The sequence below is a fragment of the Paraburkholderia sp. MM6662-R1 genome, from assembly GCF_050436245.1.
Lineage (GTDB): Bacteria > Pseudomonadota > Gammaproteobacteria > Burkholderiales > Burkholderiaceae > Paraburkholderia > Paraburkholderia tuberum.
Genome location: NZ_JBNDLV010000004.1, coordinates 2,793,465 through 2,816,397, shown reverse-complemented (window position 1 = coordinate 2,816,397; position 22,933 = coordinate 2,793,465). Strand labels below are relative to the sequence as shown.

21 protein-coding genes and 2 pseudogenes are annotated in these 22,933 nt (G+C 63.8%); 12 read left to right on the top strand and 11 right to left on the bottom strand.

Annotation, left to right across the window (positions count from 1 at the left end):
• Positions 1-21 precede the first annotated feature (21 nt).
• From OKW39_RS42775 to OKW39_RS42755, 5 genes and pseudogenes are all read right to left on the bottom strand, one after another.
• Positions 22-1,629, bottom strand: coding sequence for an efflux transporter outer membrane subunit (locus OKW39_RS42775; protein ID WP_429565518.1), 1,608 nt, complete (start codon positions 1,627-1,629; stop codon positions 22-24).
• 70 nt (positions 1,630-1,699) lie between these two features.
• Positions 1,700-3,298, bottom strand: coding sequence for a DHA2 family efflux MFS transporter permease subunit (locus OKW39_RS42770; protein ID WP_429565449.1), 1,599 nt, complete (start codon positions 3,296-3,298; stop codon positions 1,700-1,702).
• The gene (locus tag OKW39_RS42765) at positions 3,295-4,524 is read right to left on the bottom strand and encodes an HlyD family secretion protein (protein ID WP_429333873.1); all 1,230 of its coding nucleotides are present in this window, start codon (positions 4,522-4,524) and stop codon (positions 3,295-3,297) included. Before OKW39_RS42765 ends, OKW39_RS42770 begins: the two co-directional genes overlap by 4 nt.
• 138 nt (positions 4,525-4,662) lie before the next feature.
• The gene (locus OKW39_RS42760) at positions 4,663-4,836 is read right to left on the bottom strand and encodes a hypothetical protein (RefSeq protein ID WP_167368765.1); all 174 of its coding nucleotides are present in this window, start codon (positions 4,834-4,836) and stop codon (positions 4,663-4,665) included.
• A 39-nt stretch (positions 4,837-4,875) separates the two neighbouring features.
• Positions 4,876-6,487 (bottom strand): annotated as a pseudogene (locus tag OKW39_RS42755) (FAD-dependent oxidoreductase).
• A 251-nt stretch (positions 6,488-6,738) separates the two neighbouring features.
• Here OKW39_RS42755 and OKW39_RS42750 point away from each other — a divergent pair.
• The 4 genes from OKW39_RS42750 (at position 6,739) to OKW39_RS42735 (ending at position 10,545) form a co-directional block, all read left to right on the top strand.
• Positions 6,739-8,898: a response regulator gene (locus OKW39_RS42750; RefSeq protein ID WP_429565448.1), complete on the top strand. Its 2,160-nt coding sequence runs from the start codon at positions 6,739-6,741 to the stop codon at positions 8,896-8,898.
• A 151-nt stretch (positions 8,899-9,049) separates the two neighbouring features.
• On the top strand, positions 9,050-9,343 hold the full coding sequence (locus tag OKW39_RS42745; protein ID WP_090809947.1) for a hypothetical protein: 294 nt from the start codon (positions 9,050-9,052) through the stop codon (positions 9,341-9,343).
• Between the two features lie 187 nt (positions 9,344-9,530).
• Positions 9,531-10,031 (top strand): hypothetical protein, encoded by a 501-nt coding sequence (locus OKW39_RS42740; protein ID WP_429565447.1) that lies wholly within the window; start codon positions 9,531-9,533, stop codon positions 10,029-10,031.
• A gap of 28 nt (positions 10,032-10,059) precedes the next feature.
• Positions 10,060-10,545 (top strand): hypothetical protein, encoded by a 486-nt coding sequence (locus tag OKW39_RS42735; protein WP_429365467.1) that lies wholly within the window; start codon positions 10,060-10,062, stop codon positions 10,543-10,545.
• A 184-nt stretch (positions 10,546-10,729) separates the two neighbouring features.
• Here OKW39_RS42735 and OKW39_RS42730 read toward each other — a convergent pair whose 3' ends face one another.
• The 3 genes from OKW39_RS42730 to OKW39_RS42720 form a co-directional block, all read right to left on the bottom strand.
• Entirely contained in the window at positions 10,730-11,749 is a 1,020-nt protein-coding gene (locus tag OKW39_RS42730) for a class I fructose-bisphosphate aldolase (RefSeq protein ID WP_184060157.1), read from the bottom strand.
• A 97-nt stretch (positions 11,750-11,846) separates the two neighbouring features.
• A complete protein-coding gene (locus OKW39_RS42725) occupies positions 11,847-12,266 on the bottom strand; it encodes a secondary thiamine-phosphate synthase enzyme YjbQ (RefSeq protein ID WP_184060159.1) in 420 nt (139 codons plus the stop codon).
• A gap of 15 nt (positions 12,267-12,281) precedes the next feature.
• The gene (locus tag OKW39_RS42720; RefSeq protein ID WP_429565446.1) at positions 12,282-12,602 is read right to left on the bottom strand and encodes a thioredoxin family protein; all 321 of its coding nucleotides are present in this window, start codon (positions 12,600-12,602) and stop codon (positions 12,282-12,284) included.
• Positions 12,603-12,774: 172 nt separating this feature from the next.
• Between OKW39_RS42720 and OKW39_RS42715 the strand changes: the two genes are divergently transcribed.
• The 7 genes from OKW39_RS42715 (at position 12,775) to OKW39_RS42685 (ending at position 19,063) form a co-directional block, all read left to right on the top strand.
• Positions 12,775-13,071 carry a DUF2628 domain-containing protein gene (locus OKW39_RS42715; RefSeq protein ID WP_187611384.1) on the top strand — a complete coding sequence of 99 codons (297 nt, stop codon included), beginning with the start codon at positions 12,775-12,777 and terminating at the stop codon, positions 13,069-13,071.
• 505 nt (positions 13,072-13,576) lie between these two features.
• The gene (locus OKW39_RS42710) at positions 13,577-14,350 is read left to right on the top strand and encodes a peptidoglycan recognition protein family protein (protein ID WP_429565445.1); all 774 of its coding nucleotides are present in this window, start codon (positions 13,577-13,579) and stop codon (positions 14,348-14,350) included.
• Positions 14,347-14,667, top strand: coding sequence for a hypothetical protein (locus OKW39_RS42705; protein WP_429565444.1), 321 nt, complete (start codon positions 14,347-14,349; stop codon positions 14,665-14,667). Before OKW39_RS42710 ends, OKW39_RS42705 begins: the two co-directional genes overlap by 4 nt.
• 194 nt (positions 14,668-14,861) lie before the next feature.
• Complete coding sequence (locus tag OKW39_RS42700; protein ID WP_429565443.1) at positions 14,862-15,368, top strand: hypothetical protein; 507 nt, start codon at positions 14,862-14,864, stop codon at positions 15,366-15,368.
• A 335-nt stretch (positions 15,369-15,703) separates the two neighbouring features.
• A complete protein-coding gene (locus OKW39_RS42695) occupies positions 15,704-17,047 on the top strand; it encodes a sugar efflux transporter (RefSeq protein ID WP_090809960.1) in 1,344 nt (447 codons plus the stop codon).
• A 216-nt stretch (positions 17,048-17,263) separates the two neighbouring features.
• Positions 17,264-18,298: a phosphogluconate dehydrogenase (NAD(+)-dependent, decarboxylating) gene (gene gnd / locus OKW39_RS42690; RefSeq protein ID WP_184060167.1), complete on the top strand. Its 1,035-nt coding sequence runs from the start codon at positions 17,264-17,266 to the stop codon at positions 18,296-18,298.
• Between the two features lie 66 nt (positions 18,299-18,364).
• Positions 18,365-19,063 (top strand): HAD family hydrolase, encoded by a 699-nt coding sequence (locus OKW39_RS42685; RefSeq protein ID WP_429565442.1) that lies wholly within the window; start codon positions 18,365-18,367, stop codon positions 19,061-19,063.
• A 51-nt stretch (positions 19,064-19,114) separates the two neighbouring features.
• On the opposite strand, the pseudogene OKW39_RS42680 reads toward OKW39_RS42685, so the two are convergent.
• Together OKW39_RS42680 and OKW39_RS42675 are read right to left on the bottom strand one after the other, a co-directional pair.
• A pseudogene (locus tag OKW39_RS42680) lies at positions 19,115-19,644 on the bottom strand (ankyrin repeat domain-containing protein).
• 114 nt (positions 19,645-19,758) lie between these two features.
• Positions 19,759-19,887 carry a hypothetical protein gene (locus OKW39_RS42675; RefSeq protein ID WP_262419862.1) on the bottom strand — a complete coding sequence of 43 codons (129 nt, stop codon included), beginning with the start codon at positions 19,885-19,887 and terminating at the stop codon, positions 19,759-19,761.
• Between the two features lie 220 nt (positions 19,888-20,107).
• Between OKW39_RS42675 and OKW39_RS42670 the strand changes: the two genes are divergently transcribed.
• Positions 20,108-22,501, top strand: coding sequence for a phosphoketolase family protein (locus OKW39_RS42670; protein WP_429565441.1), 2,394 nt, complete (start codon positions 20,108-20,110; stop codon positions 22,499-22,501).
• A 168-nt stretch (positions 22,502-22,669) separates the two neighbouring features.
• On the opposite strand, the gene OKW39_RS42665 is transcribed toward OKW39_RS42670, so the two are convergent.
• Positions 22,670-22,924 (bottom strand): BON domain-containing protein, encoded by a 255-nt coding sequence (locus OKW39_RS42665; RefSeq protein ID WP_090810537.1) that lies wholly within the window; start codon positions 22,922-22,924, stop codon positions 22,670-22,672.
• Positions 22,925-22,933: the final 9 nt, after the last annotated feature.

Below are 22,933 nucleotides of genomic sequence, written 5' to 3'. Positions count from 1 at the left end.
GCCTTGCGGCAGCGTGGCTGGTTATCCGCCGCCGCCTGCCGGCGTCGCCGCGCCCGTTGCTCCCGCCGCATCGGCATCGCTCTGCCAGCCGCCGCCTAGCGCCTTGTACAGCGCCACCAGGTCGGTGCTGACCTGGGTCGTGCCCTGAGCGTATTGCTCTCGTGCCTGCGCGAGCTGCCGCTGCGCATCGAGCACGTTGATGAAGCTCGTCAGGCCTTTGCGATAGCTATCGCGCGACAGATCGAACGAGGTCTGCTGCGCGGTGACGCTGTCCGCGAGCGCATCGCGCCGCGCCTGATCGGTGCGATAGACGACCAGCGCGTTGTCGACGTCCCTCAGCGCGCTCAGCACGGTCTTGCGGTAATCGAGCGCGGCTTCGGCCTGTTGGGCCTTCGACATGCGCAGATTGGCTACCAGCGCGCCGCCCTGGAAAATCGGCAGAGACACGGTGGGCCCGAACGAATAGAACAGGTGCGACCAGCGCGCGAGATCGCGGGCATTCGTCGCGCGCATGCCGGCCTGGCCGGTCAGCGACACGTCGGGGTAGAACTGCGCGACCGCGACGCCGACACTGGCCGTTGCCGCATGCAGATTCGCCTCGGCGCGGCGGATGTCGGGCCGGCGCCGCGCGAGCGTCGAGGGCAAGCCTATCGGCACGACGGGCGGCACCGGCGGCACGGTTTGCGGCGTGCTCAGCTGCGCTTCGAGCGCGCCGGGCGGCTCGCCGATCAGATACGCGAGCGCGTTGAGCGACTGGGCGATCTGCTGATCGTATTGCGGCAATTGCGTTTTCGTTTGCGCGAGCTGCGCCCGCGCGCTTTGCACGTCGAGCTCGCTCGCGAGTCCGACCTTCGCCTTGTTCTGCGTCAACTCGACGGTCTCGGCTTGCTGCTCGACGAGGCTCATCGCGATGTTGTGCAAGGTTTGCGCGCCGCGCAGCTGCATATAGGTCTGCGCGACCTCGGCTTCGAGCGAAAGCAACGCGTCGTTGCGGCTCTCGTACGCGGCCTCGGTTTGCGCGTTCGCGGCCTCGACCGAGCGACGCACGCGGCCGAACAGATCGAGCTCCCAGGTTGCGTCGAAGCCGACCTGCCACAGATTGATCGGCGCGCTCAGCTGGTCGAGCAGGTTGTTCGCGCCTTTTTGCAACGCGGCGCCCGCGCCCGGTGCGATCGCATTGACGGACGAATTGGGCGCGCCGAGCTGATCGACCTTGTCGTAGGCGCCGTTCTCCTGCAGAAAACCTTTGAGGCCAAGCTGCTCGCGCTGATAGCTGCCGGTCGCGCGCAGGTTCGGCACACCCTGCGCGGCCGCCGATTGGACCTGGGTGCGCGCTTCGACGATGCGCAGCACCGCTTGCTGCAAGTCAAGATTGCCGAGCGCGGCGCGCGCGATCAGCGCGTCGAGCGTCCGATCGTTGAAACTGCGCCACCAGCGCGGGTCGGGATCGGTGTCGAGGGTGGGCACCGAAGCGACGTTGGGCCTCGTTGCGGAGGCGCCGCTAGCGGACGCGTCGCTCGCGGCGGCATTCGCCGCGGTGCGCTGCGTATCGTGCCACTGCGCCGGCACGTCGGCGTGCGGCGCGTGAAAGTCGGGGCCGACCGTACAGGACGCGAGCAGCGCGGACATGGCGACGACGACACAGGCAATCAAACACGTGGCGGGTTCGGGAACGCCGCGCTTCAAACCAGGCTTCACTTCAATGTCCTCCGCCGCCGGACGCCTTGGCCGGTGAAAAGAAAATCGTGATCGGAATGCAAAGCGTGCAGAAAATCGCGAGGAACGCGAACACGTCGACATAGGCAAGGAACGTCGCCTGCGAGATGTACGTGGTGTACAGATGACCGTTCGCCGTTTGCAGCGCCTGAGAAAGCGGCATGCCATTGATGTCCGCGATCGTCCGCGCGTTGCGTTGCAACGTATCGTTGTAATTCTGTGAAAGCGGCGACATGAACTCCGATAGATGCGCCATGCGAGCCTGCGTGCGCTCGCGAACCATCGCGGTCGACAGCGAGATGCCGATCGAACCCGCGACGTTGCGGAACATCGTGAACAGCGCGGACGCGTCGTCGTTCAGTCGCGGCGGTACCGTCAGATACGCAAGCGTCGTGATCGGCACGAACAGGAAGCCGATCGCCAGCGACTGCGCGCTGCGCATCTTCACCAGCGTGAAGTAGTCGATGTCCGGCACCAGCATGTGCGAATACGCGAGCGCGCACGCGAGCAGCCCGAAGCCGGTGGCCACCAGAAAACGCGTCTGCACGTACGGCATCATTTTGCTGATCAGTGGAATTTCCATCGTGATCAGCACAGCGCCAGGCGACAGCACGAGGCCCGCGAGCATCGCCGTATAGCCGAGCTGCTGTTGCGCGAGCTGTGGCACGAGCACCGCGCTGCCATACAGAATCGTCGCGAACGCGGCGATCGTCACGCAGCCGAGCGCGAAGTTGCGGTCCTTCAGACAGCGCAGATCGACGACCGGCTTCTTCGTGTACAGCAGCCAGTACGTCGCACCGACGATGCCCGACACCGCGAGCACCGCGAACGTACGAATGAAGTTCGACGAAAACCAGTCGTCGTCCTCGCCGCGATCGAGCATCACCTGCAGGCAGCCGAGGCCGATCGCGATCAGAAGGATGCCCACGTAATCCACCGACACGCGCAGATCGCCCTTGCGTTTCCACGGCGGATCCTCCACCAGTTGCATCACCGCGAGCGAGGTCAGCACGCCGAACGGCACGTTCACGAGGAACACCCAGCGCCACGAAAAGTTGTCGGTGATCCAGCCGCCGAGCGTGGGTCCCAGCACCGGCGCGACGACGATCGCGACCGCCGAGATCGAAAACGCGCGGCCGCGCTGCTGCGGCGGGAACGTGTCGAGAATGATCGATTGCTGGTTCGGTTGCAGTCCGCCGCCGAAAAAGCCCTGCAAACAGCGGAAGATGATCAGCTGCCACAGATTGGTCGCGATGCCGCATAGAAACGAGCACACGGTGAACGCAATGATGCAGACGAGGAAATAGCGCTTGCGCCCGAGCAGCCGACCGAAGAAACCCGAGATCGGCAGCACGATGCCGTTGGCGACCAGATATGAGGTCAGCGTCCACGTCGCTTCGTCGTAACTGGCAGACATCGTGCCCGCGATGTGCGGCAGCGCGACGTTGACGATGGTCGTGTCGAGCACTTCCATGAACGCGGCGAGCGTGACGACGATCGCGATCAGCCACGGATTCGCGGATGGCTTCCAGTTCGACGCCTCGCCGGGCGACGCCTCGCCGGGCGCGTCGGACGCCGTCATTTGAGGTACACCTTCGGCGTGACCGACAAGCCCAGCCCGAGCGGATGATCGCGCGGCAGACCTTCGTCGATGATGATCTTGACCGGTACCCGCTGCACGATCTTCACGAAGTTGCCGGTTGCGTTTTCGGTCGGGAACGCCGAGAAGCGCGAGCCGCTGCCGAGTTGCACGCTATCCACATGGCCGCGCAGATCGAGCTTCGGATACGCGTCGACGTCGACGTCGACCTTGTCGCCGGGGCGGATGCGTTCGAGCTGCGACTCCTTGAAGTTCGCGGTAACCCACACCTGCGGCGTGACGATCGAGAACAGCGACACGCCCTCGGTCAGGAAGCTGCCGAGCTGCACGTTGCGCCGCGTGATCCAGCCATCCGACGGCGCGCGCACCTCGCAGTACGACAGATTCAGCTTCGCCTGTTCGAGCTGTGCCTCAGCCTGATGCACCTGCTGGCGGCGTTCGTCGACGGCGGCCTCGGCCTCGCGCAACTGCTGCGGCACGAGGCTCGCGGTCCGCTGCTGCGCGCGCGCCTGCTCGAGGCTCGCGTTGGCCGACTGGCGCTGTGCGTCGGCGGTATCGACGTTCTGCTGCGTGGTCGCGCGCGGATCGACCGTGTGCTGACGCTGCCAGGAGGCTTGCGCCTCGCGCAGATTCGCTTCCGCCGACGAGGTTTGCGCCTTCGCCTCGCGGTACTGCGCCGGATACTGCACGCGCGCGATGTCGAGCTGCACCTGTGCGGCGTTCAATTGCGCCTTTGCAAGACCAAGCTGCGCCTTCGCCTGATCGACCTGCGCCTGGTAGTCTCGCTTGTCGATCACGAGCAGCAGGTCGCCCTTGTGCACGAACTGGTTGTCGTCGACCGCCAGCGTCACCACGTAGCCGGAGACTTTCGGCGCCATCGTGATCGCGTTGCCATCGGTGTAGGCGTCGTCGGTCGTCACCTCGTTGCGCGTCGCGAACCACCAGACGAAGCCGACGATGCCAATCAGGATCACGACCGCGCCGAGGATGATCAGCGGCTTCTTGCCGGGCGTCTTTTTCTGCTGACCGTCGTCGCCGTTGTCCTTGTCGTTGTTGCCGTTGCCATGTTTGCCGTCAGCGCGGCCCTGGTCGCCGCGTTTGCCGACGCCGTCGCGTTCGTCGTTGCCGTCGCGGCGATCATCGCCGTGCGGCGCATCACGCCCGAATGCTTCCTGCCCGGCGCTGGCCGAGCCGGTCTCGTCTGACATGGTGAGTCGTTTCCGTCGTTCCAGTGGGTTGAGAATGGGGGAGTGCAATAGATGCCATCCGCGGCCGCCGCGAACACAGTGATGGGCGAGGCCGCGGGCGCTCGGCAAGCGCGGGCAGCGCGAACCGCTGCCACGCGGCTATTGACCGGCGGGCTTGTCGTGCCCGGCCTTTGCCTTGTCCTGCTCCGGCTCGATCCTCGTGGTGCCGCCCGTCGACGGCGGGTCGCTAGCCGGGAAGCTGTCTTCGACCTGCTTGTCGATCTGCTTTTCGCTCTTTTCCGAGTGAGGATGTTTTTCCTTGTATGTCGTCATGGTGACTCCTTAGTCAAGGTTGAACGGCAACACGATGGGTCACGACGCCGCCGCTTCCGGCGCGCCGATGATCGCGAGCGCGTCGGCCCGCGACAGGCCCGCCGCGCATCGCGTCGGAAAGCCGCGCGGTCAGCGCTTCGCGCTCGCAGGCGAACACCGCGTCGACGTGGCCGTCGCACACGTACAGCGCGATGAACTGGTGACGATCGAAGTCGCCATCGACGACGATCTCATCCCACTCGCTCGCGTGGCCGAGGTATTCGAAGTTCTTGCCGTAGTGATAGGTCCAGAAGAACGGCACGTCGGCATAGCGATTGCGCAAACCGCACATGTTCTGCGCGGCGATGCGCGCATGCTGCTGCGCGACGCGCCAATGCTCGATACGCACCGGCTCCTGGTTCTCATGCAGCGTGAACACGGCGATATCGCCGGCCGCATATAGACCGCACGCGGCGTTCATGCCGGCATTGACGACCACGCCGCCGTCCTTCTGCAACGGCAGTCCTTCGACAAACCCCGTAGCCGGTGCAACCCCCGTGCCCAGCAGCACGACATCGGCCGCGATGGCCTCGCCGCCGGCAAGCATCACCGTATGCACATTGCCTTCCTCGCCCTCGAGTGAGGCGACCTTGGCGTCGAGATAAAACTTCACGCCATTGCTTTCGTGCAGCGCGCGAAACATCTGGCCCGCGCGCTCGCCGAACTGCTTCGCGAACGGCACCTTGTCGCGCGAAATCACGGTGACGGGCACCCCGTGCTTGCGCAACGCGGACGCGACTTCGAGGCCGATGAAGCTGCTGCCGAGAATCGCGACCCGGGTTTGCGATGCATCGTCACCGAGCGCGTCGATCAACGCGGCGGCATCGTCGAGGTGTCGAAGCACATGCACACCGCCGAGTTCGCAGCCGGGCATGTCGGGCACTTTCGGCACGCTGCCGGTCGCGAGCAGCGCGGTGTCGTATTTCAGCGGCTCGATGCTCTGCTCGCTACTACCCGCGCCGGCTTCGAAATGGATCGTGTGCGCAGGCACGTCGAGCCGCGCGACCTTCGCGACGATACGCTCGATGCCGTGCGTGTGCAGCCAGTCGGGCGGCAGCAGCGGCGGCACGTCGGCCGGCGTCATTTCAAACGAGGGGACGAATTTGCTCAGCGAGGTGCGGTCATAGGGCGCGTGCGCTTCGTCGCCGATCAGCGTGATGCGGCCCTCGAAGCCGAACTCGCGTAGCGCGGCACAGGCAGCGGCGCCGGCCGCGCCCGCGCCGATTACCACGTAGTGCTTGTCTTGCGCGGTGGCATCGGGCGGGGATGTGCGCGCCGCCGGTGCCGGCGCTGCGATTTTTTCCGCCGACACGAGCACGTCGTCGCCCTCGAGCGTGACCGGGTAGCGATCGAGCGGCAGCAGCGCGGGCGGCTCGAGCACGTTGCCGGTCGCGACGTCGAACGTACCCTTGTGCCATGGGCAGATGATGCGGCCGTGGCACAGCGCGCCCTCTTCGAGCGGGCCCCCGGCATGCGGGCAATCAGGCGAGTACGCGCGCACGGTGTCGCCATCGCGCACCAGCAGAATCGGCGTGCCGTCCACGATCACGCGCAGCGCGCGGTCCGCTGGCAATTCCGAGAGCCGCGCGACGCGGCGGGCAGTCGTGGACATGGTGAGGCCTCGCGCAAGAAAGAACTCGCGCAGCGCACGCAAACGCGTCGCGAGCGGTGACGGAAGTACGCTTGCCATCAAGCAGCGATAAGGCAGCAATCATCGTGCCCGGACGCGTCGGCGGAGTGATGCCGTGAAGCTGCTTGGGAAGATAGGCCGAGTTGCGGTAAATTTCGAGGCAGGGGAATTAGCGCGCGAACAGCGGCGTGCGAATTCACAGGCAATGCCTTCCCTGACCGTATGCAACTTTGATGGAGCAGGTGACCGTGCAGCGTGCAGAACGTGTCGCAGTCGATGTGCCGATGCCGTCACGCAACTTCGCGGCGACCCAGCGCATGCTGCTGATCTTGCTGGCCGTGTCGATCGTGTTTCCGTTGGCCTGCCTCGTGGGCTACGGCTACTTCGACTACCAGCGCCGCATCTCCGATGCGAACGATGCGCTCGACCGCCTCGCGCGCGTGGCGCAGGAGCAGGCCGTCAAGGTGCTGGATTTGAACCGGCAGATGGCCTCGCGCGTGATCGAGCTGCTCGGCAATTCTGACGACGCGCAGATCCGCGCGCGCGAGCGCGAATTGCACGAGCGTCTGCAGAGCATCGGCGGCGACTTTCCGCAGGTGGCGTCGATCTCGCTGCTCGGTGTGAACGGCCAGTTACTTGCGTCGAGCCTCGCGTATCCGGCGCCGGCAGTGGCGAGCGGCATGCGCGACGACTTTCTCGCCGCGAAGGCGATGCGTCCCCAGCCGTATTTCTCGCTGCCGATGGTCGGCGCGCTGTCGAAGGTCGACGTGTTCACGACCGCGATCGGCCGCACGGGTACGGACGGTCAGTTTCTCGGCGTGGTCACGGTGGCGCTGCGCAGCGAATATTTTTCGCGCTTCTATCGCGAGCTGACCAACGGCGATCCGTCGCTCGCGCTCGCGCTGTACCGGCAGGACGGCAATCTGCTGGTGCACTATCCGCCATGGCCGGCCGGCGCGCGGCCGTCGATGCACAGCGCGTTCATGTCCGCGTTGCGCGACAAACAGCTGTTCGGGCACCTGCATCTGAATTCGACCGTTGATGGTGTCGAGCGGCTGCTCGCGTTTCGCCGCGTCGGCGACTATCCGTTGTATGTGATGAGCGCGTACGCGATGTCATCGATCGTGGCGGCGTGGCGCACGCACTTTATGTTGATCGCGGCGCTGACGGCGGTGCCCTGCATCGCGATCTGGGGGCTCGTGCTGTATTCGCTGCGTCAGCTCGAGGCGGAGCGGCGCGCGTGGGAGCGGTGGCAGGGCGAGGTCGCGATGCGTCTGTCGGCCGAGGCGTCGAGCCGGCAACTGCAGCGCATGGGCGCGCTCGGCAATCTGGTCGCGAATGTCGCGCACGATTTCAACAATCTGCTGATGGTGGTGTCGGCGAACACCGAGCTCGCGCGCCTGAAGCATTACAACGATCTCGAGAAGGAAGTGCATGCGGTCGAGCGTGCCACCGCTACGGCCGAAGCGCTGACGCGGCGTCTGTTGAGCGTCGCGCGCAAGCAGCCGCTGAAGCAGGAGCCCGTCGAGCTTGCGCGCTGGCTGCCGGCCGCCGTGCCGCTGATCAACGCGGCGCTCGGCGACACGATCGAACTGGCGTTGCGCATGCCGGAGAACCTGTGGCAGGTGCTCGTCGATCCGACCGATCTCGAGTTCGCGATCGTGAACATCGCGATGAACGCGCGCGATGCGATGCCGCGCGGCGGGCGCTTCGTGATCCGCTGCCAGAACAATCGGCTGGTCAGCGGCGATACGCTGCTGCCGGACGGCGAGTACGTGCTGATCGCCTGTTCCGACGACGGCGAAGGGATGCCCGAATCGGTCGCGCGACGCGCGTTCGAGCCGCTGTTCACGACCAAGCTGCGCGGCTCGGGCACCGGCCTCGGGCTCGCCCAGGTACTGTCGATGTCCGAGCAGGCTGGTGGCACCGCGAAGATCGACAGCGTGCTGGGCAGCGGCACGACGGTGCGGATGTTTTTGCCGCGCTATCGTGAGGGCGCCGCGCTGGCCGGCGCCGATGCGCGCCAGCCGCTGCCGACCGCGGCCGGGGCCGTGCTGCTCGTCGAGGACAACGAGGACGTCGCGGCCGGCGTGACCGCGGTGCTCGAAACCTTCGGCTGCGAGGTGCATCACGAGCCGACCGCCGACCAGGCGTTCGACGTGCTGAGCGCCGGCGAGCGCTTCGAGCTCGTGCTGTCGGACATCCAGATGCCGGGCAAGCTGAACGGTATCGACCTGGCGGAGAAGATCCGCAGCGCGTGGCCGTCGCAGAAGATCGCGCTGATGACCGGTTACGCCGACGAGCTCGACCGCGCGCGTCGGCTCGGCATTGCGATACTCGCGAAGCCGTTCAATATCGACGAACTGCATGCGCTGGTGGCTTGCGGCACCTGAAGCCGCGGCACCGTTCGTCTATCGCGTCCATGGGCTTTTCCTGGCGTGCTGTGCTGCGGCACAGCCCTTGCTGAAAAGAGCGCGAGGTTTGCGCGTGCGGTCACCGCGCGCCCACTTTCTTTCGACACTCTCGACACCCAGGAGAATCGCCATGAAAATCAGACACGCAGTGCTCGTTTCCACCTTGCTCGCGGCTTCGTCGCTCGCAATGGCCCAAGGCGCCGGCGCCGGCGGTGGCGCAGGCGGCGGCGGGGGGCCGGCCGGCAACGACCCGAACACCAACGCCGCGACCTCGACACGCGAGGGCGGCGATGCGGGCGCGACCGGGGAGACCACGCCTTCGACTCACCATCACATGAAGAAGCATTCGAAGTCGAAGAAGCCCATGACGGACTCGACGAATACGCCGGGCGCCGACGCGAGCAGCGATACGAAGGGGCAGTAAGCGCAGCGTGTCAAGGCAGAAGGGCGGCAGGCGTCGCGCGTCGGGTGTGACCCGGCGTGTCGGCTCCGGCCGTTTTTCTGTGCGCCGGAGTCCCCGCCAGAGCCCGGCACTGTCGGCAAGGGGGGAGGGTTTTATGAGATGGTGCCATGTTGCACAATCGTGCCTCGTCAATTGACTGTGAGGCACGATGACTTCACTTTTTCCCGCTCCTCACCTCGACATCCGTGAAAGACGGCACGGACATTTCTTCTGGCAGAGCGTTCGCAAATCGATCTACCTTCACATTGAGTCGCCCCGCATGTTTGACGCGGACCGCTGGTTTCATTTTGCCCTGCCAGCCGGCGCACCCCGCGCGGGAAACGACGACTTCGCGCAAGGCATGGAGGAAGCTCGCGCAGCGTGGCTGCAACACGCCCCCTCGATGCTGCTGTCCCTCCAGTCGTACGAGCTGCGCGACGTGCTTGGCCGAAGTGACAACCGATTCGATATGCGCCGGATGGACGACCATGAGGTTGCAAAGGCCCTTTACAACGAAGTGCAGAACGGTGGCAGGCAGACTCGTGATGTAGCAACTGCCTTGGGCCTCAACAAAAATCAGGCGCAGCAGCTTCATCGGGAAATTGGCGGTCAACGGCTCGGTTATCACGAAATAATGGAACGCGCCAAAGATATGTTCAACTTGTGGTAACGCGGCCAACAAACAGTGGAATTACCGAATGATTAACACACGAGACGAGATTGAGCGCCGCCTGTCAGCTGTTGAAGGACTGCCGATAAGTGCGGTACATCATGCAGCAGGCACACTGACGATGCAGTTTGGCTCCCTAAGACCGGTAGCCAATTTCAAAGGTGCGATCAGGCACGTTGGGGAGTGGTCGTTACACGTCCAATGCAACTGGAAAATAGAACAGGCTGGCAGTGCGATTGCAACGCAAGATGATCTTTTCGGTCCCGATGAAAAGGCACACCGTTCGGCTCAGCGCATTGACGATTTGCTGGTCAAACAGGGCCCTGCCATTGTGAAAGGCGTATCGGGAAGCGAAGAAGGCGGTGCAGACATTTTACTGTCCGGTGGCTTGCGGCTTGTCATCAGCCCGAACAGTGCGCCTGACGAAGAAGACTGGGGCTTTTTTGACCCAACCTCCGATGCGAAGCACTTTATCATCGAGGGCGGCAAGGTTGATCCCTGGTCTTTATCGTGACGAACGTCCCCAGGAAAAGGCAAATCTCGGCGTTGGATTATCTGCAAAGCCCGTAACAATCGCTGACCGTCAATTCGTACTGTCGGCTGTGATATGTGAAGGATGTTATGCGCGGACGGGATCCAGAAGCCTTTTCCACAGCTCCCGGATAGCCTGCGCCCGCGCCCGGGTTCCATCCCTGGGTTCAATCCTTTTCCATCGCCGCGTCGTACTTGCCGAGCGCGGCCGCGCCGTTCAGACGCGCGCGCTTGAGCAACGCCTGCTGCGCTTCCTTCACGTTGGCCGGCTGTCCGCGCCACGCATTCAACGGCGGCTCCTGCAACGCGCGCCCGTACGAAAAGCTCAGATTCCACGGCAGCGCGCCGAGCCGGTTCATCGCACTGAGATTGGCGGTGGCCTCCTCGGGCGACTGTCCGCCCGACAGGAACACGAGACCGGGAACCGAAGAGGGCACCGTACGCATCAGCACGCGCACGGTCGCCGCCGCGATATGCGCCGTGCTCGACTGCTGCTGATGCTCGGAGCCGGCCAGCACCATGCTCGGCTTCAGCACGATATGTTCGAGCACCACGCGATGCCGATGCAGCGCATGAAACACCTCGTGCAACACGGCCTCGGTGACTTCCGCGCAACGCTCGATCGTGTGCTCGCCGTCCATCAGCACCTCGGGTTCGACGATCGGCACGATGCCGGCTTCCTGGCTGATCGCCGCGTAGCGCGCGAGCGAATCGGCGTTCGCCTCGATCGCGAGCCGGCTCGGCAGGCTCGCCGTGATGTTGTAGACCGCGCGCCATTTCGCGAAGCGCGCGCCTTGCCGTTTGTAATCGACGAAGCGTTTGGCGAGACCGTCGAGGCCCTCGGTGATCTCGTCGCCGGGAGCGAGCGCAAGCGGCACCTTGCCGAGGTCGACCTTGATGCCGGGCACGATGCCGTTTGCCGCGGCCACCTGCGGGAACGGCGTGCCGTCGTCGGCTTTCTGGCCGAGCGTTTCTTCGTAGAGGATCACGCCGCTCACGAACTCGCCGAGACCGGGCGTCGTCAGGAGCAGGTTGCGATACGCGCGACGGTTTTCCTCGGTCGATTCGAGGCCGATCGTCTTGAAGCGTTTGGCGATGGTCGGGCCGCTTTCGTCGGCGGCGAGAAGACCCTTGCCCGGTTGAACCATCGCCTTGACGGTGGCTTGCAGCTCGCTACGGGTGTCCATGAGGTGTGCTCCCTTGGGTAGGCTCCGTTCGATGCGGTGTGCAAAGAAGTGCCGGTGACAGTTTCCTTTGCGTGACGAGTGGGTGCGAAAGCGGACTTCATTCGCCGAGCAGATGCAACACGATATCGCGCGGCTGCGGGTGACGCCGATGTTCGAACAGATACAGCCCCTGCCATGTGCCGAGCACCATCCTTCCATGCTCGACGGGCACGCACAACTGCACCTGGGTGAGCGCCGTGCGCAGATGCGCGGGCATGTCGTCGGGGCCTTCGGTGTCGTGCTCGTAGCGCGTGTCGTCCTCGGGCGCGAGGGTCTCGAAGTAGCGCTGCAGATCTCGCCGCACGGACGGATCGGCATTCTCCTGAATCAGCAGCGACGCCGACGTGTGCCGGCAAAACAGCGTCAGCAGACCGGTACGGATGTCCGTGTCGTCGACGAAGCGGCGCGCGTCGTCGGTAAATTCGACGAGGCCGCGGCCGCGGGCCTGGACACTCAGATGATGGATGACCTGGCGCATGACGGAGCTCGAATCTCAGAGCGACGCGAACGCGTCGTCGATATCCTCGGCGCTGCGTGGCCGCACCACGCGCGCGACCTCGGCGCCGTCGCGCATCAGTACGAGCGTCGGCCACAGCTTGACCTTGAACGAGCGGCCGAGCGGGCGGCCCGGGCCGTCCTCGATCTTCAGATGCCGCAGGCCCGTGTGCGGCGCGAGCGCCTGGCGGATCGATGCCTGCGCGCTTTGGCAATAGCCGCACCAGTCGGTGCCGAATTCGACGACGGTGACGCCGGGCAGCGAGTCCAACTCGGCGCGGGTCGGTCCTTTCGGGGAATAAGCTGTCGGCGAGGTCATGCGTGCTCCGCTGCTGATCGTAATCTGCCAAGGGTAGCAGCTATGCCGCGGATCGTCAGCGCAGCGGCCGTATGCTGCCGATGCGCGCGTTGTCGCCGCGGCATGTTAAAAAGCGGTGCGCGCGTGCTCGACCGATCGACGCGCCGCGTCATCGCACAGAACCTCGCAAAACATGAACACACGAATCTATCTGCAACATCCGCAACACAAAGACGCTATCGCGGTCGCGACCGGCTTCAGCTGGGGCGCGTGCCTGCTCGGCTTCATCTGGGCGCTGTCGAAGAGAATGTGGTTCGCCGCGTTCGTGATGCTAGGCATCAACGTGATCCTGCTCGGCATCGGGCTGTGGGGCGAGACGGCCGATCTGATCGGCTTCGTGCTGTCGATCGTGTTCGCCTTCGCATGCGGCGCGTATGGCAACCGGTGGCACCGCTGGACGCTCGAACAGCGCGGCTACGTCGTGGTGTGATGCGTTCGCGCTGGAGCGGGGATTGCTGCGCGCAGGAATGTGATCGAAGCTGAGTTCAATCCGTCATGGAGGCGTTTTATGCTCATTGCATCGGCAATCGCAGGTCTTTCCGCTGATCGGCTTTCGACACGCCGGCCTTGCCCTCACGCTGCGGCAACTGGCCGAGCATTGCGAATGTGCGGCCCACGGACACATTCAGGCTCGTCGCTCGATTGACCGTCCCGCCGAACGCATGACCCTGCGGCTTGAACGATGACGACGAAAGCGACTGTTGGCACTTGCTTATCCTACCGTCGCGAACGACTCGCGCTGCTGTCTGGTTGTCTGCCCTAACAACGGATTACGCCGAGCGGGCAGCAACGCTAGACATCGCTATGCACCCGGATAATTGACCATTGCTAACAAAAACCAGAATCCGTTTGATTGCGTCAGAATTTCCTTCCGTGCTAGCGTGATCCCCACGCATCCCTCATGCACGCAAACTTAATGCCTCAGAAACCTAATAATGGCTGATTATAACAGCAGCAACTACTGGACCTCCTCAACTACAGAAAAACATGACAGCAAGCAAAACGCCATTGCAATATCGGTCGATGACCGCGCCGCCACCCGGCAGGCGATTATCAATATGCTTGCGCGAAAAGGCTACAGGCTGATTGAGCGTTCAGCGTGGCACGCAAAGCCCCCGAGTGGCGCGATGCGCGAAAGTCATTGGGACTATCAGGATATTGTGATACACCACGCGGGCCGCAGCTATTCTTGTGGCGCACCTTCTATTGAAGAAATGCAGCGCTTACAGGCGGAGGACATGCGCAGAAGCCCGCCTTTTGGCGATGCAGGATACCACTACGCGGTTTCATGTCAGGGCGAGATATATGAGGCCCGCGATATTCGGTTTGTTGGTGAGCATGTGGCTGCAAGCAATTCGGGAAAAATCGGTATTGTGTTTCTATCCGATTTGGTTGAGGCAGGTGAGGCCTATGAACAGGAATACCGCAACCTATCGATATTTGATAAGCTCAAAAATATTCGCGGGATTCTAACCGACCAGACTATTTCAGGGCATGATAAGCCAACCCCGACTCAGATTCAAGCTGCCACAGCTTTGTGTGGCGTCTTAAAAGATTTTTTTAATATTTCAAGACTGGGTGGACACAGGGAATATCAAAGATTGGCAACGAATACGGGACGGGCCTGTCCTGGCAAGCTTGGAATGGATGTTGTGAAATTGCTGCGTTCGAGATTATCGCTATCTGTGCCCGGGAGTGATCTGCCATGAAAAAGAAAGTTTTTGTGGGTGTTTTCGTTATGATTTTTGGATTGGGGATACTCATCTTCAATGTATTTGTAGGATATTACAATTCATATGTCGATCATAATGAGCATGAGATCTATTTTTTAAAGAAATTTCCAACTTTAAGACGGGAATTTGTCAACCCATTTGCAAATGAAGGCGATGCCCCTTCCGTGGATGAACTATCAACCAATACTCGCAGAGAGCTTTCCGATTTTTGCAAATATGCATACGGTCTGACTTTCAATGACTCAAAGTCCCTTGAGGCTTGTAGGGCGCAGATTCTTCGAGAAAATCTGTAACCGAATTCAAAGCTTTTCTATAGGTGATCGAGCACAAGCTTTTTTCGGTTGCACTCGACTCATCTGAGGGCGAAATAGCGCAGGAGATTACATGGGAATTTTTTATGCGGCTGTGGACGGAGATCCGCTGACGAGTCACGAGGACAGTCACGTTATTGCGCGCGAAGGCCATCGCGCCGCCACGGTAAAAGGGGATGACGGCAAAACCCGAAGTGTGGTCTACATTGGCGATAGCGCCTGGTGTGGTGCATGCCAAAGCAGAGGGGGTCATCGTCGGCGGCGCGGGGATCAGTGAGAATCGCCGCATGATTGATCTGGCCGGGGGGGCTCGCCGCCAGGCTGTCGGTGGAGATGCGATTCACTGCAACTGCTCGACCCCGCCGCGCATCATTGCGATTCACGGAACGCGATGGTCGATCACTGACGACGCACAGCTTAAAGCAACGAGCACTCAGAAGCACTCCACCCCGCCAGCACCGCTTGTCGAGCCAACGCATACGCGCTGGTTCGCCATCGTCGACAGCGTAACCGATGAGCCTTTATCTGGCCGTGAATTCATCGCGAACGTTGATGGTGTCAGACAGGCCGGCAGGACCGATAGCAACGGTTACGCACGGATTACGACCAATGACGAGAAGCCCGTCGATATTCATGTGGTTTTCCATTCTCCCGCACGCAAACTCAATGCATCGGGAACCTGACAATTAACTGGTGCTTTTGAACAACTATCACACCGAGTTCGACCCGACCTACGACTACAAGGCGCTGGCGCAGCAAATGCGCGCAACTGAGGGCAAGTAGCGTTGAGCGTGCCAGCAGCGTGCCGCTAACGGCACGCATCGGCACGGCACGGCGCGAGTCGCCGGATGCATCCGCGCACGCCTCACGGATTTGGGACAGCTATTAGCGGGTTTACGCGAGCCGCGCTCCAGGTCGATAATGCCTCGGTCGTTCCGGCCCCCTGCCTGCGACGCCTAACGTGCCTTCGAGCGCTTCGCTGCGTATCGAGGCCCGCTCCACCTGACCCACCGTCCCCGTGTTGAAAACTGCGCGTTTTTTCGACCTGCTTCGCATTCCTGGCTTCAAGCCGCTCGCCGCCGCCACCCTGATGCTCGGTGTGGCGATGTCCTTCACCGCACCGTATCTGTCTCTGTTCGGCATCGAACGCGCCGGCATGACGCCGTTCCGGCTCGGCGTATTCATGACGCTGATCGCCGCGAGCGGCGTGCTCGCAAGCACGGTAGCGGGGCGCTGGAGCGACCGGAGCGGGCGGCATCGACCGTTATTGCTGGCGGCGCTCATCGCAGCCGCGCTCGGCTACCTGTGTCTGTGCGTGGTGCGCGATTACCGGCTGCTGCTCGTGGTCGGCATCGTGTTCATCGGCGCGGGCGGTTCGGCGATTTCGATGGTGTTCTCGTTCAGCCGCGCGGCGCTGCCGGTGCCCGACCCTGCCGAGCGCGTGTTCGCGAGCGCGACGCTGCGTACGATCCTCTCGGCCGCATGGGTGTTCGGGCCGGCGGTCGGCGCGCTGGTGCTCGCCGCGACGAGCTTCACCGGACTCTTCCTGTTCGCGGCCGCCAGCTTCGCGACCTGTGGCTTCATCGTCTGGCGCATGCAGGAGCCGCAGAGCCATCTCGGCGATCACACGGTCGAGGACACCGCGTCGGAGCCGTCCGCGTCGATCACGGTGCCGCCGCTGAGGCAGCCCGGCGAGGACGCGCACGAAACACTGCCGGTCGCGTCGGCGAACGACATCCTGCGCTCGGTGACCGCGCTGACCTTGCTCGGCCTCGCCGCGAACGCGACGATGATCGTACTGCCGCTGTACATCGTGCACGGGCTCAACGGCACGCATCTCGACGTGTCGGTGATGCTCGGTCTCGGCGCGCTGACCGAGATCCCGATGATGCTCGCGCTCGGCGCGAAGTCGTCGTCGCTGCACAAGCCGAACTGGCTTGCCGCGTGCGCGGCCGTGCATGCGGTGTACTTCGTCGCGATGTCGCTGGCCGGCAACGTCAGCGTGCTGATCCCGATGCAGATGCTGAACGCGTTCGTGGTCGCCGTGACCTCGTGCCTCGGCATGACCTACGTGCAGGATCTGATGCCGCATTCGCCCGGGCGTGCGACCGCGCTGTTCTTCAATGCGGCGCGGGTCGGCTCGATCCTGTCGGGCGTGCTGTCGGGGCTGCTCGTGCAGGCGTTCAGCTATCGCGGCACGTTCCTGTTCTGCGGACTGCTGGCGCTGGGCGCGCTGGTGCTGTTCGCGGTGCCCGGCTATCGCTATCCGCTGATGTGGCGCGCGGTCAAGCGCGTCGCGGCCGAGCAATACGCGAAGCTGGCCGCCCGCCGCGGCAGCCGCGTGCCCGAGCGTAGCGAATGACACGTGAGCCCGCCGCGTTCGCTTTCGTGCGGATGCGGCGCGCCTCCAGTTGCGTGGAACTTTGAGCCGCGCTGCGCCTCTGCAAAAAAGTGCGGCTTGCTTCGGTACATGCGGCGTAGCTCGCGACACAGCGCCTATGCTTAAGGGCAGCCACGCCGCCGCAACACGATGACCGGAAAATCGGGCAGCGCAACGCAGCATCTTTAGGAGCGAACCATGCAGCTAGGCATGATTGGATTGGGACGAATGGGCGCCGACATGGTGCGGCGCCTGACCAGGGGAGCTCAGCAGTGCATCGTCTACGACGTGCAGCCGGCGGCGGTCGACAGGCTGAAGCAGGAAGGCGTGGCCGGCGCGAGCTCGCTCGAAGACCTCGTCGCGAAGCTCGACAAGCCGCGCGCCGTGTGGCTGATGGTGCCCGCCGCCGTGGTCGACGCGACGCTCGACAAGCTCGTGCCGCTGCTCGAGCCGGGCGATGTCGTGATCGACGGCGGCAACTCCTACTACCACGACGACATCCGCCGCGGCCAGCAACTCGGCGCGCGCCAGCTTCACTACGTGGACGTCGGCACGAGCGGCGGCGTCGCGGGGCGCGAGCGCGGCTACTGCCTGATGATCGGCGGCGAGGCTGAGGTCGTCAAACGGCTCGAACCGATCTTCTCGACGTTGGCGCCCGGCGCGGGCACGCAGAGCGCGACACCGGGCCGCGCGGCGGGCGCGAGCACCGCTGAGCAGGGCTTTCTGCATTGCGGCCCGCAAGGCGCGGGGCATTTCGTCAAGATGGTTCATAACGGCATCGAGTATGGGCTGATGGCCGCCTACGCCGAGGGTCTGAACGTGCTGCGCCACGCCGACGCCGGCCGGCACGCGCGCGAGGCCGATGCGGAGACCTCGCCGCTGCGCCGTCCCGAGCTGTATCAGTACGATCTGAATCTCGCGGATATCGCCGAGGTCTGGCGGCGCGGCAGCGTGATCGGCTCGTGGCTGCTCGACCTGATCGCCGGCTCGCTCGCCAGCGACACCGAACTGAAAGGCTACGCGGGCCGCGTATCGGATTCGGGCGAGGGGCGCTGGACCGTCACGGCGGCCATCGACGAAGGTGTGCCGACACCGGTGCTCAGCGCGGCGCTGTTCGCGCGCTTCAGTTCACGCGGAGAAGCCGATTTCGCGAATCGCGTGCTGTCGGCGATGCGGCACGATTTCGGCGGCCACGCGGAAAAGCCCGTTGCGCCGGACGGCGGGCTGAAGTAGCCGAGGCCATCCACGCGTGCGCTATCACGCCGAACCGTCCCGCCGAACTTGCCACAAGGAACCCCGATGCCAGTCAGCTCCGCCACGCCGCACGACGTCGTGTTTCTGTTCGATTGCGACAACACGCTGCTCGACAACGATCACGTGCTGCAGGATCTGCGCGCGCACATGATGGGCCAGTTCGGCGAAGAGAACAGTGCGCGCTATTGGGAAATCTTCGAAAACCTGCGCACCGAACTCGGTTACGCCGACTACCTCGGCGCGCTGCAGCGCTACCGGACCGAACATCCACGCGACACGCGCCTGCTGTTGATGTCGTCGTTCCTGATCGAGTATCCGTTTGCGAACCGGCTCTATCCGGGTGCGCTCGACGCGCTGCGGCATCTCGGCAAGCACGGTCCGACGGTGATCCTGTCGGATGGCGACGTCGTGTTCCAGCCGCGCAAGATTTCGCGCTCGGGCCTGTGGGACGAAGTCGACGGGCGCGTGCTGATCTACATCCACAAGGAGCTGATGCTCGACCAGGTGATGGAATGCTATCCGGCGCGCCATTACGTGATGGTCGACGACAAGCTGCGAATTCTGAGCGCGATGAAGAAGGCATGGGGCGCGGAGCTGACCACCGTGTTTCCGCGCCAGGGACACTATGCGTTCGATGCGAAGCAGATCGCGAGCAATCCGCCCGCGGACGTGACGGTCGGGCGGATCGGCGAGTTGGCGGAGCTCGACGTGGACACGCTGTTGCGTAGCGCGAAGGGCAACTAGGCGGCGCCGCGCGCGTGGTGCGGGCGCCGTTTCATGGGTGACATCGCGGGCTCACGCGCCCAGCGCTTTCAGGCGCGCCTGGGTATCGGCCGCGCCCATCCGTGCGGCGGCATCGGCCGCGCTGACGCCGTTCGCGTCGCGCGCATGCGGGTCCGCGCCGTGCGCGAGCAGCAGATCGACGATCGCGGTGCGGTTGAACATCGCCGCGATCATCAGCGCGGTACGGCCATCGGGGATGCGCCTTCGACGTCGGCGCCATGCGCGAGCAAGGTTTCGATCACCTTGTCGAAGCCCTTGAACGCGGCGCCGGCGATCGGCGTCTGGCCCGCGTCGTTGCGCAGGTTCGCATCGGCGCCCCGGTCGAGCAGCGTGCGCACCGCGTCGGCGTGGCCGTGGTAGCTCGCGAGCATCAGCAGGCTGTCGCCGCGCTCGTTGCGCAAATTCGGCGGCACGCCTTTCTCGATGACGGCCGCGAGCATCGTCGCATCGCCGCGCCGCGCGAGGTCGAAGACTTCGCGCGCGAGCGCCTGCAATTCGGGATCGGGTTGCGATGCGGGCGGGTTGTCGGTGTGGTCGGTCAAGGCACTCTCCTTGCGATGAATGAGCGGCGCATTGCCAATGCCGCGCCCGGTCTTTCAGCGAGCATACACATTCCGTGGCGCTCGCGTTCGCACGCTGGCAGCCGCGCCGCTGTGCTAGACGTGGCTGAACAGCTTGACCAGCAGCCCGAATATGCCGATCGGTATGGCGACAGCCAGGAATGTGAACACGAGCGTAAGGACCAGGACCACGAGCACTTTGAGCGCACTGGGAGATGTCGACATGGCGGCGATTGACCTGGGGCAGAAAATCACGAAAAGAAAGCAGACAGCGCAAGGAGTTGCACCACGAATGCCACATTCAGCGCGACATACTGGGAGGGGTGGAAAGCATTCGCCCCCGTTTGAGCAGCTTAGTACATTCGACTCGCACCGCCCGGCTTCGTTTCGAGTGCGCCGCATCATCCGCCAACCAGCCTGACAGTTCTTTTCGAGGAGTGACGCCATGGCCGAAGCAACCTCGCATCCCACCCCATCGCAAGTTCTGGACCCCGATACGCTGCGCAACCTCGATCGCTACTGGCGCGCATGCAATTACCTGTCGGTCGGCATGATCTATCTGCGCGACAACCCGTTGCTGCGCAAACCGCTGAAGCCCGAGCACATCAAGAACCGGCTGCTCGGCCACTGGGGCTCCGACGCCGGTCAGAGCTTCGTGCTCGTGCATCTGAACCGGCTGATCCGCAAACACGATCTCGACGTGATCTTTCTGTCCGGCCCCGGTCACGGCGCCCCCGCGAGCCTCGCGAACTGCTACCTGGAAGGCCACTACTCGGAAATTTATCCGGACCGCAGCGAGGACGAAGCCGGTATGCGGCGCTTTTTCCGGCAATTCTCGTTCCCGGGCGGCATCGGTTCGCATTGCACGCCCGAAACGCCGGGCTCGATTCACGAAGGGGGCGAACTCGGCTACAGCCTGTCGCACGGCTACGGCGCCGCGTTCGACAACCCCGAGCTGATCGTCACCGTGATGATCGGCGACGGCGAAGCGGAAACCGGCCCGCTCGCCACGTCGTGGCATTCGAACAAATTCCTGAACCCGATCCGCGACGGCGCGGTGCTGCCGGTGCTGCATCTGAACGGCTACAAGATCGCCAACCCGACGCTGCTCGCGCGCATTCCGCGTGAGGAGCTCGAAGCATTGATGGTCGGCTACGGGCACAAGCCGTATTTCGTCGAAGGCGACGATCCCGACACGATGCATCAGCAGATGGCCGCGACGCTCGAACAATGCATCGGCGAAATTCGCGCGATCCAGCAGCATGCGCGGCAGAACAACGACACGACGCGGCCGCGCTGGCCGATGATCGTGCTGCGCTCGCCGAAGGGCTGGACCGGGCCAAAGGAAGTCGACGGTCACAAGGTGGAAGGCTCGTGGCGCTCGCATCAGGTGCCGGTGGCCGATGCGGTGAGCAATCGCAAGAGTCTGCAGATCGTCGAGGATTGGCTGCGCAGCTACGGTCCCGAAACGCTGTTCGATGCGAACGGCCGGCTCGTCGAAGAACTGCGCGCGCTCGCGCCCGAGGGCGCGCGCCGCATCAGCGCGAATCCGCACGCGAACGGCGGACTGTTGTGCAAGATGCTCGACATGCCGCCGTTCCGCGACTACGCGGTGGCCGTGAAGAAACCGGCGGCGGCGTATACGTCGCCGACCGCGGTGCTCGGCACGTTCCTGCGCGACGTGATGCGCAACAACATGTCGAACTTCCGGCTGTTCGGTCCCGACGAAACTTCGAGCAACAAGCTGCACGCAGTCTATGAAGCGTCGGGCAAGACCTGGCTCGCCGCGCTCGAACCGGGCGACGCCGACGGCGGCGAACTGTCGCCCGATGGCCGCGTGATGGAAATGCTCAGCGAGCACACGCTCGAAGGCTGGTTGGAAGGCTATGCGCTGACCGGCCGTCACGGACTCTTCGCGACCTACGAAGCGTTCGTGCACGTGATCGACTCGATGTTCAACCAGCACGCGAAGTGGCTCGAAAAAGCCAAGCGCGAGCTCGGCTGGCGGCAGCCGGTGCCGTCGCTCAATCTGCTGATCACGTCGATCGTGTGGCGCCAGGATCACAACGGTTTCACGCACCAGGACCCCGGTTTTCTCGACGTGGTCACCAACAAGAGCCCGGACGTCGTGCGCATCTATCTGCCGCCCGACGCGAACTGTCTGCTGAGCGTTGCCGATCACTGCCTGCGCTCGCGCGACTACGTGAACGTGATCGTGTCCGACAAGCAGCCGCACCTGGACTATCTCGACATGGACGCGGCCGTCACGCATTGCACCAAGGGCATCGGCATCTGGGACTGGGCGTCGACCGATCAGGGCGTCGAGCCGGACGTCGTGATCGCGTGCGCGGGCGACATCGCGACGATGGAAGCGCTCGCCGCCGTGCAGATCCTGAAGGAGCGCTGCCCGACGCTGAAGATCCGCTTCGTCAACGTGGTCGATCTGTTCCGCCTGATGCCCGAGCATGCGCATCCGCATGGACTGTCCGACCGCGATTTCGATTCGCTGTTTACGACCAGCAAGCCGGTGATCTTCAACTTCCACTCGTATGCGGCGCTCGTGCACAAGCTCACGTACAACCGTCAGAATCACGGAAACATGCACGTGCATGGCTATAACGAGAAGGGCAACATCAATACCCCGCTCGAACTCGCGATCATCAACGGCGTCGACCGCTTCACGCTGGCGATCGATGCGATCGATCGCGTGCCGTCGCTGCGCGGCGTCGGCGATCATACGAAGGAGTGGCTGCGCGGGCAGATCATCGAGCATCTCGCGTATGCACACGAGGAAGGGATCGACAAGGAGGAAATCCGCAACTGGACGTGGAAAGGCTGAGCGAGGAGGCGCCCATGCACGACCACGATCAGGAACGGACGATCCTCGTGCTGAACAGCGGGTCGTCATCGCTGAAGTTCGGGCTGTTCGCCCACTCGGCCCACGACGAAACACTGTTGCTCGAAGGCGCGGCTGCAAGCGGGCGGGAGCTGACCCGCCTGACTGAGGTCAGCCCTGGCGGACGACGGTCCGGTCCGCGACTGAGGTGACGCCGAACAGACGCGTGACGTCTTCGAGCATCGCGGCGCGCTGTGCTTCGCGCTGAAGCTCGCCCGACAGCGTGATGCGCCCCCGCGCGACCTTCACGCGCACGGCACCCGGCGGCACGGCCGAATCCCACGCGAGACGGCGCGCTGCTTCGGCGGCGATCTGCGCGTCGGTCAGGCGGGCAGATTCGCTCGATCTCGAGCTTGTGGACCGCATGGCGTCTCC